The 14,449-nt window shown below is 62.6% G+C and carries 14 protein-coding genes; 5 read left to right on the top strand and 9 right to left on the bottom strand.

From position 1 onward, the window contains the following. Nucleotides 1-5: 5 nt before the first annotated feature. Nucleotides 6-1,730: an IlvD/Edd family dehydratase gene (locus DS839_RS25690; RefSeq protein ID WP_119273478.1), complete on the bottom strand. Its 1,725-nt coding sequence runs from the start codon at nt 1,728-1,730 to the stop codon at nt 6-8. A 1-nt stretch (nt 1,731) separates the two neighbouring features. Further along, nucleotides 1,732-2,451, bottom strand: coding sequence for a FadR/GntR family transcriptional regulator (locus tag DS839_RS25685; RefSeq protein WP_368911920.1), 720 nt, complete (start codon nt 2,449-2,451; stop codon nt 1,732-1,734). Nucleotides 2,452-2,621: 170 nt separating this feature from the next. On the opposite strand from DS839_RS25685, the gene DS839_RS25680 reads away from it, so the two are divergent. The 3 genes from DS839_RS25680 (at nt 2,622) to DS839_RS25670 (ending at nt 5,372) form a co-directional block, all read left to right on the top strand. Then, on the top strand, nt 2,622-3,656 hold the full coding sequence (locus DS839_RS25680) for an ABC transporter substrate-binding protein (RefSeq protein ID WP_368911919.1): 1,035 nt from the start codon (nt 2,622-2,624) through the stop codon (nt 3,654-3,656). 64 nt (nt 3,657-3,720) lie between these two features. Continuing rightward, nucleotides 3,721-4,575, top strand: a complete 855-nt coding sequence (locus DS839_RS25675) for an ABC transporter permease (protein WP_119273345.1) — start codon at nt 3,721-3,723, stop codon at nt 4,573-4,575. Then, complete coding sequence (locus DS839_RS25670) at nt 4,572-5,372, top strand: ABC transporter permease (RefSeq protein ID WP_119273344.1); 801 nt, start codon at nt 4,572-4,574, stop codon at nt 5,370-5,372. Before DS839_RS25675 ends, DS839_RS25670 begins: the two co-directional genes overlap by 4 nt. Here DS839_RS25670 and DS839_RS25665 read toward each other — a convergent pair. The 4 genes from DS839_RS25665 to DS839_RS25650 are packed head-to-tail and all read right to left on the bottom strand — an operon-like array spanning nt 5,369 to nt 9,863. Further along, the gene (locus DS839_RS25665; protein ID WP_119273343.1) at nt 5,369-6,343 is read right to left on the bottom strand and encodes an ABC transporter permease; all 975 of its coding nucleotides are present in this window, start codon (nt 6,341-6,343) and stop codon (nt 5,369-5,371) included. The genes DS839_RS25670 and DS839_RS25665 overlap by 4 nt on opposite strands. Next, on the bottom strand, nt 6,340-7,290 hold the full coding sequence (locus tag DS839_RS25660; protein WP_119273342.1) for an ABC transporter permease: 951 nt from the start codon (nt 7,288-7,290) through the stop codon (nt 6,340-6,342). The genes DS839_RS25665 and DS839_RS25660 overlap by 4 nt, the downstream gene beginning before the upstream one ends. Continuing rightward, entirely contained in the window at nt 7,287-8,792 is a 1,506-nt protein-coding gene (locus DS839_RS25655) for a sugar ABC transporter ATP-binding protein (RefSeq protein WP_119273341.1), read from the bottom strand. The genes DS839_RS25660 and DS839_RS25655 overlap by 4 nt, the downstream gene beginning before the upstream one ends. Nucleotides 8,793-8,810: 18 nt before the next feature. Beyond that, a complete protein-coding gene (locus DS839_RS25650) occupies nt 8,811-9,863 on the bottom strand; it encodes an ABC transporter substrate-binding protein (protein ID WP_119273340.1) in 1,053 nt (350 codons plus the stop codon). 121 nt (nt 9,864-9,984) lie between these two features. Between DS839_RS25650 and DS839_RS25645 the strand changes: the two genes are divergently transcribed. Further along, entirely contained in the window at nt 9,985-10,797 is an 813-nt protein-coding gene (locus tag DS839_RS25645) for an IclR family transcriptional regulator (protein ID WP_119273339.1), read from the top strand. Here the strand turns inward: DS839_RS25645 and DS839_RS25640 are convergent. The 3 genes from DS839_RS25640 to DS839_RS25630 form a co-directional block, all read right to left on the bottom strand. After that, the gene (locus DS839_RS25640; protein ID WP_119273338.1) at nt 10,794-11,621 is read right to left on the bottom strand and encodes an FTR1 family iron permease; all 828 of its coding nucleotides are present in this window, start codon (nt 11,619-11,621) and stop codon (nt 10,794-10,796) included. The genes DS839_RS25645 and DS839_RS25640 overlap by 4 nt on opposite strands. A gap of 11 nt (nt 11,622-11,632) precedes the next feature. Beyond that, nucleotides 11,633-11,995, bottom strand: coding sequence for a cupredoxin domain-containing protein (locus DS839_RS25635; RefSeq protein ID WP_119273337.1), 363 nt, complete (start codon nt 11,993-11,995; stop codon nt 11,633-11,635). 117 nt (nt 11,996-12,112) lie between these two features. Further along, on the bottom strand, nt 12,113-13,033 hold the full coding sequence (locus DS839_RS25630; RefSeq protein ID WP_119273336.1) for a LysR family transcriptional regulator: 921 nt from the start codon (nt 13,031-13,033) through the stop codon (nt 12,113-12,115). A 276-nt stretch (nt 13,034-13,309) separates the two neighbouring features. Here DS839_RS25630 and DS839_RS25625 point away from each other — a divergent pair, with 276 nt between their 5' ends. Beyond that, the gene (locus tag DS839_RS25625) at nt 13,310-14,437 is read left to right on the top strand and encodes an ABC transporter substrate-binding protein (protein WP_119273335.1); all 1,128 of its coding nucleotides are present in this window, start codon (nt 13,310-13,312) and stop codon (nt 14,435-14,437) included. Nucleotides 14,438-14,449: the final 12 nt, after the last annotated feature.

Here is a 14,449-nt window from a genome sequence, read left to right as displayed (position 1 = left end):
GGACCTCAGTGGGAGTGGCGGGGGACGCCGGCATCGCGCCGGCCGACGAGGAAATCGAAATCGCAGCCCTGATCGGCCTGGAGAACGCGCTCGACATAGAGGCTCTGATAGCCGCCCAAGGACAGGCTGGGTGCAACCCACGCCTTGCGGCGCGCCGCCAGTTCCTCCGCGCCGACATGGAGCTCGAGGCGGCGGCCTTCGACGTCGAGCTCGATCAGATCGCCGTCCTGCACCAAGGCCAGCGTGCCGCCGCTCGCGGCCTCGGGCGCGGTGTGGAGCACGACGGTGCCATAAGCGGTTCCGCTCATGCGCGCATCGGATATGCGCACCATGTCGGCAACGCCCTGCTTCAAAAGCTTGGCCGGGAGCGGCATGTTGCCGACCTCGGCCATGCCGGGATAGCCGCGCGGACCGCAATTCTTGAGCACCATGACCGAGCTCGCATCGATGGCAAGTTGGGGATCGTCGATGCGGGCGTGGTAATGCTCGATATTCTCGAAGACGACGGCGCGGCCTTTGTGCTGCATCAGCTTCGGCGTCGCGGCCGACGGCTTGATGACGGCGCCATCGGGCGCCAGATTGCCGCGCAGCACCGCGATGCCGCCCTGGAGGGTGAGCGGGCGGTCGAGGGGCCGGATCACCTCGCTATTGTAGTTGGGCGCATCCTTGACGATGTCGCCGATCGACTGACCGGCGACGGTCTCGGCCTCCTTATGCAGAAGCCCGGCCTCGGCCAGCGTCCGCATCACCGCGCGCAAGCCGCCGGCATAATAGAAATCCTCCATCAGATAGCGCCCCGACGGCAGCAGATCGACGATGGTCGGCACATCGCGGCCGAGCCGGTCCCAATCATCGAGATCGAGGTCGACGCCGATGCGCCGCGCAACGGCAATGAGATGCAGCACCGCATTGGTCGATCCCCCGATCGCACCATTGACGCGGATCGCGTTCTCGAAAGCGGCGCGTGTGAGGATGCGCGACATCGTCACGTCATCCTTGACGAGCTCGACGATGCGCCGGCCGGCGAGATGAGCGAGGACGCCACGACGCGCATCGACGGCGGGGATGGAGGCATTGTCGGGCAGACCTATGCCCAGAGCCTCGACGAGGCTCGCCATGGTGGAGGCCGTGCCCATGGTCATGCAGCTTCCGGCCGAGCGGCTCTGGCCCTGCTCGGCGGCGAGGAAATCCTCGAGCGGCATGCGGCCGGCCTTCACATCCTCATAGAACTTCCACACATGAGTGCCCGAGCCGATGGGTTGCCCGCGAAAATTTCCGTTGAGCATCGGTCCGCCCGACACCGCGATGGTGGGAAGGTTGCAGCTCGCAGCGCCCATCAGCAAAGCCGGCGTGGTCTTGTCGCACCCCACCAGCAAGATGACGCCGTCGATCGGATTGCCGCGGATCGATTCCTCGACATCCATGCTGGCGAGATTGCGGAACAGCATCGCCGTCGGCCGCAGATTGGATTCGCCGAGCGACATGACCGGGAATTCGACCGGCAGCCCGCCCGCCTCATAGACGCCGCGCTTCACACGCTCGGCAAGACCGCGCAAATGCGCATTGCAAGGCGTCAGCTCCGACCAGGTGTTGCAGATGCCGATGACGGGACGGCCGTCGAACAGGTCATCGGGCAGTCCCTGGTTCTTCATCCAGCTCCGGTGCATGAACGCGTTCTTGCCGTTGCCGCCGAACCAGGCGGCCGAACGCAACTTCCGCTGCTCACTCATCCTATTCACCATCACTCTGGCGGCCGCGCCGCGCATCCAGGCTGCGCCGGACATCTTCCTCCGCCTGATCGAGCAGCGTCAGCAAGGATTGCCTGGCGCCTTCGGCGTCCTTCGCCGCGATCTTGCGGACGACGTCGCGATGCAGCGGCAAGGAATGGCGCTGGCCGCGCGGATTGTCGTTGGACAAGCGGAAGCTCATCACCAGCGCCGTCTCGATCACCGCGGCGAGCGAGCCGATGAGCTCATTGCCGGTCATGCGCAGGATGGACTGATGGAAGACGAGGTCGGGCTCGGCGAAGCGTTCGGCATCGTCGGCCGTTTCCTCCATCTCGGCGAGCGCGGACTCGAGCTCCTTCACCTGTTCGGGCGTGGCGCGCTCGGCGGCGAGCGCCGCCGCCATAGGCTCGATGCCGCGGCGAAGCTCGAAGAGCGCGCGCGCCTCATCGCCGCCGGCGGCCGTGGCATAGCGCCAGGCCAGTACATCGGGGTCGAGGAAATTCCAGTGGGAGCGCGGACGCACCCGCGTTCCGGTCTTGGGCCGCGATTCGACGAGACCCTTGCCGGCGAGAACCTTGAGCGCCTCGCGCAGCACCGTGCGGCTCACCCCTTCGGCTGCGCTCCAGTCGTCGGCATTCGGCAAGGCATCGCCGGGCGTGAGATCGCCCCGGAGGATGCGCTGTCCGATCTGGTTGAGGACCATGCCGTGCAAGCTGCCGGACATCGCAGCAGGCGGGCGCGCCGGATGCCGTCGAATAAGATTCGCAAGTGGGATCCGTGGTTTACGGCTTGAGATTGCTTTCTTCATACTATTCATACTATATCTTTATAGTGACGATCATGGGCCGTCAACGACGCTCTTCGCGTCGCAAAAGAATCAGGGAGGACTGCACGATGACAATCAAAGTGAACCGCCGCGCGGTGCTGGCGATGGGCGTGGCCGCGCCGGCACTTCTGCGCACGACATGGGCGCGGGCCGCAAGCGAGCTCAGGGTGATGGCCTGGCAAGGCTATGCCGATGACGACTGGGTCAAGGAATTCCAGGACCAGACGGGCGCCGTCGCCAAGGTCGTCTTCATCGGCACGGATGACGAGATCTGGGCCAAGATCAAGGGCAGCGAAGGCAAGGATTTCGACGTCTTCGCCGTCAATACGGCGCAGCTCCAGCGCTATATCGATGGCGGCCTCACCACGCCGCACGATCTCGACAAGGTGCCGAACCAGAAGAACGTTCTGCCGCGCTTCCAGGATCTGTCGAAGATCAAGGGCATCATGCGCGACGGCAAGGTGCACGCCATCCCGTTCTGCTTCGACTCGATCGGCCTCATCTATGACAAGGCCAAGGTCAGCCCGCCGCCTGATTCCTTCACGGTCCTGTGGGATCCGAAATATCAGGGCAAGATCCTCGCCTATGACAATGGCGAGCACAATTTCTCCTTCACCGCTCTGACGCTCGGCATCGCCGATCCGTTCCACCTTTCGGCGGAGCAGATGGATCAGATCAAGGGCAAGCTCGCCGAGCTCAAACGCAATGTGCTGAGCTTCTACACGACGCCCGACGAGGCGCTGCAGCTCTACAAGAGCAATGACGTGGCGCTCATCTGGGCCAATTACGGTCAGCAGCAGGTCAAGGCGATGAAGGATGCCGGCGCCGATATCGGCTATGTCAATCCGAAGGAAGGCGCTCTCGCCTGGCTCGACACCTGGGCCATGACCAGCGGCGTCCAGGACAAGGATCTGGCGGAAAGCTGGGTCAATTTCCTGCTGCAGAAAAAGATCGGCGAGCAGCTGTCGCAGCGCACCGGCTTCGGCAACACCGTCGCCGAGACCGGCAGCGCCAACCCCGACGACAAGCTGGTGTGGCTCGAATTCGTCGAGGATCCGACCAAACGCTCCGACCTCTGGAACGAAGTCAAGGCGCAGCCCTGATATGATGATCGCGGGCAGTCCGGCGAACTAAGCCGGACCGCACGCTTAGGGATGGTTGTAGCGCATGTTGTTCGTCGGAGATCGGCAGGCGAAGGGCTGGCGTCTCTTCATTACGGCGCTCGCCTATGGCCTGCCCTTCATATTCATCGTCGTGCCGCTCTTGAGCTTCCTCACCTACAGCTTCTTTTGGGTCGAGGGCGGCGTGCTGCATCATGAGCCGACAATCAGAAATTACGTCCGCTTCTTCACTGACAACATCTTCATGCCGGTGCTGTGGCAGACCTGCCTCCTGTGTTTTGCGGTCGCCCTCCTCGCGGTGGTGATCGGCTATCCCGTCGCTTTCCGGCTCGTCACCTTGTCGGGCCGGCGCAAATATGTGCTGCTCATGCTGGTGCTGGTGCCGCTGTTGATGAGCTACATCATCAAGATCTATGCGATCCGCAGCATCCTCGGCGGCAACGGCTTCCTCAACCGGTTCCTCGTTTCGACGGGCTTGATCGATCAGCCGCTGACTTTCTTCGTATTCAACTTGAAGGCGGTATTGCTGACTCTGACCGTGCTTCTGATCCCCTTTGCCATCCTGCCCATTTTCCTCTCGCTCGAGCGCATCCCGCGGAACCTCATCGAGGCGTCGGTCGATCTGGGAGCCTCCAACTGGCAGACCTTCTGGCGCGTCATCCTGCCCTTGAGCCTGCCCGGCGTCATGGCGGCGGCAAGCTTCGTCTTCGTGCTGGCGATCGGCGATTTCCTCACGCCGCAAATGGTCGGCGGCCCCAACGGCTTCACTTTCGGCCGTATCATCTACAGCCAGTTCGGCGCCGCCTTCAACTGGCCCTTCGGTGCTGCGCTCACCGTCATCCTCGCCATCGTGATGACCACGGTGATCGCCTTCGGCCGGCGCTTCGAGCGCCAGTCATGATGCAGCTCTCGCGCCTCGCCTCGCTCGGCCTCTCGCTGGTGACGGTGCTGGTCTTCACGCTCCTCTATGGGCCGCTCTTCGTCCCCATCGCATCGTCCTTCTTCGATGTGGCGCATGGCGATGTCGCCTGGAATGCACCATCGCTCTCGGCCTATGCCGCCCTCATGCATAATGAAGGGATCATCACGGCATTCCTCAACACGTTGCTGGTCGGCTTCTCGGCCACCTTCCTGGCGGTGATCCTCGGCATCCTGTTCGCCGTCCATTACCGCAATGGCACATCGCTCGGCCGCGACGTCATGCAGTTCGTGATCTTCCTTCCCTTCCTGATGCCGCCGATCATGATCGGTCTGGCGCTTCTGATCTTCTTCCGCGAGGCCGACATATCGCGCTCGCTCCTCACCGTGATCATCGGCCATACGATCTTCGTCCTGGCGCTCGCCTATCGGACAATCGTCGTGCGCCTGCAATCGCTGAGCGTGACCCTAATCGAAGCATCCTACGATCTCGGCGCCACGAGTTGGCAGACCTTCTTTTATGTCGTGCTGCCCAATCTCAAGAGCGCCCTGATCGGCGCCGCCATCCTCTGCTTCGCGCTCTCTTTCGATGAGACGATGATCACCATCCTGGTGACGGGGACCGACAATACGTTGCCGATCCGGCTCTGGGCGATGATGCGGCTCGGCTTCACGCCCGACATCAACGCGCTGGTGGCCCTCGTCCTGGCGTTCACCACGCTCCTCTGCGTCCTCGCCGTGCGCTATCTGCTGCCGAAGGAAAATATCGACAGCGCTTAACGGCGCTGCGAGTCCCGGCCGGACAAGAGAAGCAGCAGCAATATCAAAGTGCCGAAGAGGATGCTGCGCCAGCCGGCCGATGCATTGACGACGGTGATGAGGGCGGTGATGGTGACGAGAAGGATGGCGCCCGGAATGGTGCCGGCATAGGTCCCCGAGCCGCCCAGGATCGACGTGCCGCCGAGGACGACGGCGGCGATCGAGGCGAGAAGATAAGGATCGCCGATCCCGACATAGCCCTGCCCGTTCATGCCGAGCACCAGGACGCCGGCGAGCCCGGCGGTGAGCCCGCTCACCGCATAGACCGCCATGGTCGAGGTCCTGACATTGACGCCCGACAGCGCACTCGCCACCGGATTGGCGCCCAGCGCAAAGAGCCGCGCGCCGAAAGGCGTCGCATGAAGGACAAAGAGCGCAATGGCGGAAGCAAGCGCCCACAGGATGACGCCCGCCGGAATGCCGATCACCCGTGCATTGCCGAGCCATGCGAGCAGCGGATTCTGCGCCGAGATGGCGGTGCCGCCGGCGATGAGAATGAGCACGCCTTGCAGGAAGGTCGCCATGGCGAGCGTCATGATCATCGGGTGAATGCGCAGATAGGCGACGCCGAGGCCGTTGAGCAGGCCGATCCCCGTCGCCGCGGCGAGAATGAACAAGACTGCGAGAGCGCCGCTGCCGTCGCCCGACAGCGCCACCAAGGGCACACCGACGGCGCTGACCGTCACGATCGCGCCGACCGAGAGATCGATGCCGCCGGCAATGACGACATAGGTCTGGCCGATGGCGACAAGGCCGATCACCGCCGCGAGCTCGAGCAAATAGCGCAAATGCCCGTAGGAACCGAAGCCGGGCTTGGCGATCCCAGCGACGATCCAGACCAGCGCCACGATCAGAAAGGTGAGGAAAGCCCGGTTGCGCAGCAGCGCTGCCGGACGCCAGGCGGGAAAGCGCGTGCTCTTCACGTCCTTCATATCGCCCTCCGCCAGCGCGAGATCTCGGGCAGCGCCACCGCGCCGATGATGATGAGGCCTTGCGCGACATATTGCGCCACGGGCGAGAAGCCCAAGAAGAACATGACATTGATCATCACGCTCAGCAAAAGGCTGCCGGCAATGGCGCCGCGCATGGTGCCGCGGCCGCCGAGGAAGCCGACGCCGCCCAGCACCGCGGCGGCGATCGAATTGAGCGTGAAGGCCTGGCCGATCACCGGATCGCCGGAGCCCGTCTGCGCGGCAATGAAGAGACCGGCGAGCGTCGACAGAAGCCCGCTCAGCGCATAGGCCATGATGCGCGCCGCATCGACCGGCACGCCGGCGCGATAGGCACCGACCGGATTCTCGCCCGCCGCATAGAGGCTGAGGCCCAAGGGTGTCGCGAGATAGAGCTTCCACAACAGCGCCGTCAGCACCAGCAGGATGAGGGCCGCCGGCGTGTTGCCGGCCAGGAGATCGGAGAACCAGCCCGGTATGGCGCCGCCCGGCCGCGGCAGGATGAGGAGTGCGCTGCCTGCGATGATGAAGGAAGCGGCAAGCGTCACGATGATGGCCGGCAGGCGCAAGCGGATGGCGATCACGCCGCAGAAGGCGCCAATGGCAAGCCCTGCGACAGCGACAGCGGCGATGCCGCCGGGAACGCCCAAAGGCCCGGTCATGGTGGTCGCCGCGACCACAGCACCAAGGCTCACGGTCGCGCCGATGGCGAGGCTGATGCCGCCGGTCAGCATGAGGATCGCCTGCGCCATCGAGACGAGCGCCAAGGGCAGCCAGCTCTGGGCGAATTTGGAAATGCCGGTGATGGTCAAGAAGCCGGGGAACAAATAGGCATAGAGCGCCAGGAAGGCGAGAACGACGGCGTAGAGGCCGTAGAGGCCGCGATTGCGCCGGCGCTGCGCCGGCCAGTAGAGTACCGTGTCGGTCATGCGGCAGCCCTCGCCGTCTCGGCGCCCATCGCGGCGGCGACGATCGCCTCCTCGCTCAACGCCTTGTGCTCGATCATGGCGGCGATGCCGCCTTCGCGCATCACCGCGACCCGGTCGCACAGGTGCACGAGCTCCGGCGTGTCGGAGCTCGACAGCACGATGGCCTTGCCCGCTTCGGCGAAGCGGCGCAGCAGGACATAGATCTCGCGCTTGGTTTCGACATCGACGCCGCGGGTCGGATCATTGAGCAGCAGGATCGGCGGATCGCTCGGCATCCATTTGGCGAGCGCCACCTTCTGCTGGTTGCCGCCCGACAGCGCCTGGACCTGCCGGGTGAGATCGCCCTTGATGCTGAGACGGTCGGCCAGCGCTTCGGCGAGCTTGCGTTCACTTGCGCGGTCACGCCCGCTCAAAGCGCGGGTGCGGCCGAAGCCCGGCAACATCATGTTCCAGGCGATGCTGTGAATGAGGTGAAGCCCCTCGCGCTTGCGATCGGCCGGCACATAGGCAAGGCCCAGGGCATTCGCCTTCGGCACGGATGACGGCATGGACGACGAGCCGTTGAAGCTTGCGCTGCGCGCCGAGGCGGGCAAGGCGCCATAGAGGCCGAGAAGCAGATCCTCTTGCCCCTGGCCAACGAGCCCGCCAATGCCCAAAACCTCGCCGCGGCGGATCTCGAGATCGATGTCGTGCAGCAACCCGCAAGAAAAGCCCGAGACGGAGACGATGGTCTCGCGGTTCGCATTGGGCGTCCACTGCGGAAAGAGATCGCCCGGATCACGCCCGACCATCAATCGCACCAGGCCCGCCGCATCGACACCTTTGAGCGAACGGTCGGCGGTCACCTGGCCGTCTTTCAGCACCGTCACATGCTCGCAGAGGCGCATCACCTCATTGAGACGATGGGATATATAGAGAATGGCGGTGCCCTCATCGCGCAGCCTCTCCAGCAGCAATCGCAAGACCTGCGCTTCATGGGCAGAGAGCGACGAGGTCGGCTCGTCGAGGACGAGCACACGCGGCTGGCGGAACAGCGCCTTGGCGATCTCGACCATCTGGCGGCGGCCGAGCGGCAGGTCGCCGACCGGCGTCGCCAGATTTTCCTCGAGCCCGACCAGCGCGCAGACCTGGGCCGCGCGCCTGGCCAGCGCCCGGTAGTCGATCAGGCCGAAGCGGCGCGGAAAGGCGCCAAGGCCGATATTCTCGGCGATCGACAGGTCGCTGGTGAGCGAAAGCTCCTGCTGGACCACGGCGATGCCGGCGCGGCGGGCCTCGGGCGGCGTCAGGCGGTGATGCGCCTTACTGTCGATCTCGATGGTTCCTCCGTCGGGAGCGAGCGCTCCCGACAGGAGGTTGATCAAGGTCGACTTGCCGGCGCCGTTCTCACCCAGGAGGGCATGAATGCGACCCGGCTCCAAGGCGATCGATACGTCCTGCAGCACAGGATTGCCGAAGAACGACTTGGAGACCCCCCGGGCCGCAATGATCGGTTGAGGCGACATGCCCGAATTTATGATCGATCACTTCGCGGCGAGCAACTCGTCGAAGAGCTTCTGATCATAGGGCGAGTAGATATAGCCGTCGGCCGGGAAGTCCTTGGCCCGCGCCAGGTAGCTGTCGATGTTGCTGTTGTCGATGATCGGCAGCGGCACCTTGACGAAGGGCGCCACGTCCTTGCCCTGCAAGGCCTGGACCGCGGTATAGGCGGCAAAGGCGCCGAGCCAGTTCGGCTGCATCGTCGCCCAGGATTTCAGATCCTTCTCCTTCCACAGTTCCAGGAACTGACGGGCATTCTCGCCGGTGATCGGCACCATGCTGCGGCCTTGCTTGTCCATGGCGAGGATGGCGCCCGCCGACAAGGCACCGCCCAGCGACAGCACGCCGTCGATCTGAGGGTGAGCGAAGAGCAGGCTTGTCACCGCTTCCTGCGCCGGCGCCACATTGTAAGCGGTGTTGGTCTCGGCCAGGATCTCGATGCCGGGATTGGCGGCGAGCGCGGCATTGGCGCCCTTGCGGCGGTCATCGCTGACCGAGATGCCGGCCGGGCCGTTGAGGACCAGGATCTTGCCCTTGCCGCCCAGTTGCTCGATCAGCCATTTCGCGGCCGTGTCGCCCCAGGCGTTCGAATCGGTATTGATCTTGGCCGTCACCTCGTCGGTGTCGACCAGGCTGTCGAAATTGATGACGGCGATGCCCTTGGCGCAGGCATCGGCGATGACGCGCGCCGGTGCTGTGGACGAGCCCGCGATCAGCAGGATGGCATCGACATCGGCGTCGATCATCGACTGGATCTGCTGAATCTGCACATTGGCGTCGCCTTGCGCGTCGGTGATGACGAGCTTGTCGACCAGGCCCTGCTTCTTCAGCTCCTCGACCTCGGCCGAGATCGTGCCTTCGGTCTGCTTCATCCAGGTCGGCACCGAATAGATATTCGCCCAGCCCAGCGTGAAGGGCGCCTTGCGATCGCCCTTGATGCATTTTGCAGCGGCATCGGCTTGCGCCACGAAACCGACGCAAGTGAACAAGCCGAGGCAGAGGGCGCTGACCACGGCTTTCACGGATGACTTCGACATATGTTCTTCCTCCCGGGTGTGATTCCGCTATACTGGAACTCCTATCGGTATAGCGGAAGACAAATGCTATCTTCCTTCCCAAGCGCGAGCAATAGGACCAAGGCCCGAAAAGAGGATTGAGATGACGGCTGATGCAGTGACGGATTTCTATACGGGCCGACGGATGCGCGGGCTCGACCGCGCCGTCGAAATCCTGGACTATCTGCGCCGGAAGCGGCGTCCGGCACGACCCAACGAGATCGCGATCGGTATCAAGGCGCCGAAATCCACGACCTATGAGCTCATCAATCTCCTGATCAAGGCCGGCATTGTCGAATATGCCGACAAGGAGGGCCGCGTCTTTCTGGGACGCAAGCTCTATTTCCTCGGCCTCGCCTATCAGACGCAGTTCGACCTGACGCGCGAATGCAAGGCCTTCCTCGACCATCTGGCCGAAGCGACGCATGAGACCTCGCAGCTCTGCATGCTGGACGGCAACAAATATACCGTCGCCATGATGCGCGAGGGGGTGAGGCCGTTCCGGATCAGCTCGGATGTCGGCGAGCGCATTCCCATCACCTGGACGGCGTCAGGACGGCTTCTGGTTTCGCATATGAGCGATGAAGAGATCCTGGCCTTCATCCCGGACGAGGATTTCACCCTGCCGAATGGATCGCGGCTGACGCCTGAAAAATTCCTTGCCGATGTCGCCCGGGCACGGACGGCACGGTTCTATTCCTTCGACTCGCTCGCCGATAATTTCACCCATTGCTTCGCCGCACCCGTCTATCAGGAAGGCGAGATCTGCGTCGCAACATTGTGCCTGATCGCGCCACGCGAGGACGCGGCGCGCAATTATGAGCGCTACCGCGCCGCCCTCACCCAATCCGCCCGCGAGCTGTCGGAAAAGCTTGGGCTGACGCCGCTCAAATTCAGCAAAAGCGGCGTGGCTTAGTTGCCAACCGCCTGAGGTTTCGCCGCCGCCGAAAAACCGCGCGTCAAGGCATAGATGACGAGAAGCGTTGCGAGATAAGTGACGAGCTGGAGGGCGGTGGGCTGATCGCTGTAGCCGATCAGCGTATGCAGCACGCGTCCGACGATGCTCGTCTCGGACAGCAGGCCCGAGCTGTCCCAGACCGTTCCGCCCAGGATATCAATCACGCCCGCCTGCTCCAGGAAGAGAACGGCCTGGGCAGCCATGCCCGCGGCGAGGAAAGCGATCATCAGGCTCGTGACCCTGAAGAGATGGCGCGCCGGCACTTTGATGAGCCCCAGATAGGTAAGAGCGAAAAGACCTGCGCCGAGGACGAGGCCGCCGATGCCGCCGAGGATCAGCGATGCGCCCGAGCCGCCATCGGTGATGGCGATGCCATAGAGGAAGAGCACGATCTCGGATCCCTCGCGCAGCACCGCGATGCCGACCACCACCGCGAGCGCCACGAGCGACTTGCTGCCGCGGGCGATCGCCTCGCCGGTGGCGCGAATGTCCTCAGCCAGCTCACGGCCATGTCGCGCCATCCATATATTGTGTCCGATGAGCATGACGACGGCGACAGCGAGGATAGATGCGTTGAACAATTCCTGGCCAAAGCCTTCGAAGGCCGAAGCAATGGCGCCGGCGAATATCGCGACGAGACAGCTCCCCAGCACGCCGGCAATGACGCCGGCCGCCGCCCACAGCCGGCTGCCGCCGACCGAGCGCGTCGCCGCCAGCACGATGCCGACGACGATGCCCGCCTCGACGACTTCCCGGAATACGATGATGAGGGCGGCGAGCATGACTGTGATCCCTACTCGGAGACCACTGTTCCACGCGCTTCATCCTCGTGATACTCGTCATAGAATTCGAACTCACCGCCCGGCAGCGCCTTGACCCTGGTGAGGATCTCCGAATGGCCGGCGACGACCTTCTCGAACTTCATCTCCCTCGATTCGAATTCGGCCGGCGCGTCATTCTCGTTCTTGAGCTTGATGATGAAGGGCTCACCGGCCGGCACTTTGAGCTCCGCGGGCGTGAAGGCCTGCCCTTTGAGCGTCATCTCATAGGTCATGGGGTCTTTGGCGTCGACTGCGAGGCTCGCGAAAGCGAGGAGCGAAAAGCCGGCAGAAACGAAAATGAGCGCGCGCTTCGGCGCGCCGTGAAGACACAGCATTTCCGGATTTCCTTTCTATGGAATCTAAATTCCCGAGCACGCTACTCGGCTAATCTGTTTCAGTCGAGAAGCAGACGCCCGCATGGATGAAATTTAATGATTGGAACAGTTCTACGATCAAACTTCCTGCTCGATCGTGGCCGCTTCGAGCGCGGCCCAGAAATCCTTGAGAAAGGTATCCATCAGAAGCGAGGGCGAATGGCCCTTGCGGGTCGCGATATAATAAGCAGCACTCCAGCCCAGCACTTGCGGCAACACCGATTTGAGCTCACCCGTCGTCACCCAGGCATCGCCGAAATGCTTGGGGAGAAAGCCGATATAGGACCCGGTGCGGATCAGGAAGGATTTGGCGAGCACGTCGTTCACCGTCGCCGATGCCGTCTCGACCATCACCCGCGGCAATTCGGTCTGCATCCACATGCTGCGCGAGACGACGCGATAATGCGACAGATCCTGCACATTGATCGATTGCGGGTCCATCTCATAGAGCGGATGGCGCCGCCCGCAATAAAGCTCCTGCTTCTCCGAATAGACATACTCATAGGTCAATCCGCTGATCTTGCGCGGGAAGCAGCCGACGACGACATTGAGCTGGCCGTCGAGCAAGAGCTTCTCCATGACATGCAGTTCCTCGACCCTGACCGTGACGCGGGCATCATTGTCGCGCTGATTGAAGCGCCAGATCGCATCATGCACGGGCGAGAGCGGATTGGTGATGGCGGAATCGAGCAGCCCCAGATTGAGCGAGCCGGTCAATTGCCCGCGCAGGCTCGCCACCTCGCCGGTAAAGTCGCCGATCGAGGCAAAGATGCGCTTCGCCGCTTCATAGACCACGGCACCCTTGTCGGTGAGCTGGAAACCGACGCGGCCACGCTGGCACAGTTTTGCGCCCAGGCGGTGCTCGAGCTCGGTCATGTGATTGCTGATGGTCGAGGCGCCGATGTTCATTTCGGCCTGGGCGGCGGTAAAGCCGCCATTCTCCACCACGGCGGTGAAGACCTTGAGTAGGCGCAGGTCCTTCTCAGCGAAGTTGAACATGCTGATTTCTCAATTTGAATAAGATTACATCTCGATTTCTCAACATATCAAGGAGCACGATGATAATCAAAAGATCCATAATATGTACGATATCATGTTGTATTTAAACGGTATTGTGAGAATTCACATACGTCACGCCGATAGCGATAGCTTCGAAAGATCAAAGTTATCTATGCTACATGGATATTTTTAAAAGCCAGCAAGTGTGAAAGTCTCTCGTCGCGACAATGAGAAAAGTCGAGATCGGAACTTAGGGTGGGAACAAAGGAGAGGACGATGATCCATAGTTACAATGGCCGGGGACTGATCACCCGCCGCAGCCTTCTTACGGGCAGTGCCGCCGTGGCGGGCGCCGCCGCGATCGGCCAGCCGGCATGGGCCGCGGACGACAAGGTCGTGAGCCTTCTGAGCTGGCCGGGACATGGCGCCCAGGACGTGGTCGGCGATTTCGAGAAGGCCAATGGCGTTAAGGTGCAGGCCAAGGAATATACCAGCGGCGAAGAGATGGTGGCGCTGCTGCAGTCGTCGCCGCCCGGCACGTTCGACGTCATCCTCAGCGATGCCGAATATACGAGCCAGCTGCAGCAGGCGGGCCTCATCGACGAACTGAACCCGGCCGATTACCCGCTCAACGATTACTGGCCGGAGTTCCAGAAATTCCCGGCACAATATGTCGGCGACAAGCTCTACGCGATCATCGTCGATTATGGCTTCCTGGGCCTCGTCTACAATACCAAGCGGCTCACGCGCGAAGAGGTCGACTCCTACGCCATTCTCTCGACCGAGAAGGTCAAGGGCAAGGTCGGCATGTATGACTGGTATCTGCCGAACATGATGTGCCTCAGCCTCGGTGAAGGCAACCGGCCGCCGCATGACATCGATGAAGCGAAATTCGAAGCGCTCAAGAAGAAACTCTATGGGCTGGCGCCGCAAATGTCGGGGATTGGCGTGTGGTCATCGGTCTTCTCGCAGCTCACCAATGAGGAATCCTGGGTGATGCCGGGCGTCGGCGCCTGGGCCGCTCTGCTTCTCGAGAAAGGCGGCGTGCCGATCAAGGCCGTGGTGCCGAAGGAAGGCGGCCTGCAATGGACGGAATTGCTCACCATCTCCGCCAATTCGCAGAAGAAGGATTTGGCGAAGAAGCTCATTCAATACATGACCTCGCCCGAGGGCCAGGTGAAGGAAGCGACGAAATCGGCCTATTGGGCATCGATCCCCAACAAGGCCGGCTGGAAGCTGCTCAACGAGAAGAATCCGGAAGCGGCCGAAAAGCTCGAGCACCAGCTCGACAAGCGCAATGTCATGGACGAGCTGAAAGAGGGCAAGATCTTCGTCCGCGACGTCCCGAAGCAGCAGCCGATCGAGGCCTGGAACGAAGCCTGGACCGAATTCAAGAACATGTAGTCGAGGCAGGGG

The organism is Taklimakanibacter deserti (assembly GCA_003574785.1).
This window is presented reverse-complemented; position numbering and strand designations above follow the sequence as displayed.

Coding starts and splice junctions, on each gene's coding strand:
- DS839_RS25690 (WP_119273478.1), bottom strand. CDS start 1,730: ATGAGTGAGCAGCGGAAGTTGCGTTCGGCCGCCTGGTTCGGCGGCAAC.
- DS839_RS25685 (WP_368911920.1), bottom strand. CDS start 2,451: ATGTCCGGCAGCTTGCACGGCATGGTCCTCAACCAGATCGGACAGCGC.
- DS839_RS25680 (WP_368911919.1), top strand. CDS start 2,622: ATGACAATCAAAGTGAACCGCCGCGCGGTGCTGGCGATGGGCGTGGCC.
- DS839_RS25675 (WP_119273345.1), top strand. CDS start 3,721: ATGTTGTTCGTCGGAGATCGGCAGGCGAAGGGCTGGCGTCTCTTCATT.
- DS839_RS25670 (WP_119273344.1), top strand. CDS start 4,572: ATGATGCAGCTCTCGCGCCTCGCCTCGCTCGGCCTCTCGCTGGTGACG.
- DS839_RS25665 (WP_119273343.1), bottom strand. CDS start 6,343: ATGAAGGACGTGAAGAGCACGCGCTTTCCCGCCTGGCGTCCGGCAGCG.
- DS839_RS25660 (WP_119273342.1), bottom strand. CDS start 7,290: ATGACCGACACGGTACTCTACTGGCCGGCGCAGCGCCGGCGCAATCGC.
- DS839_RS25655 (WP_119273341.1), bottom strand. CDS start 8,792: ATGTCGCCTCAACCGATCATTGCGGCCCGGGGGGTCTCCAAGTCGTTC.
- DS839_RS25650 (WP_119273340.1), bottom strand. CDS start 9,863: ATGTCGAAGTCATCCGTGAAAGCCGTGGTCAGCGCCCTCTGCCTCGGC.
- DS839_RS25645 (WP_119273339.1), top strand. CDS start 9,985: ATGACGGCTGATGCAGTGACGGATTTCTATACGGGCCGACGGATGCGC.
- DS839_RS25640 (WP_119273338.1), bottom strand. CDS start 11,621: ATGCTCGCCGCCCTCATCATCGTATTCCGGGAAGTCGTCGAGGCGGGC.
- DS839_RS25635 (WP_119273337.1), bottom strand. CDS start 11,995: ATGCTGTGTCTTCACGGCGCGCCGAAGCGCGCGCTCATTTTCGTTTCT.
- DS839_RS25630 (WP_119273336.1), bottom strand. CDS start 13,033: ATGTTCAACTTCGCTGAGAAGGACCTGCGCCTACTCAAGGTCTTCACC.
- DS839_RS25625 (WP_119273335.1), top strand. CDS start 13,310: ATGATCCATAGTTACAATGGCCGGGGACTGATCACCCGCCGCAGCCTT.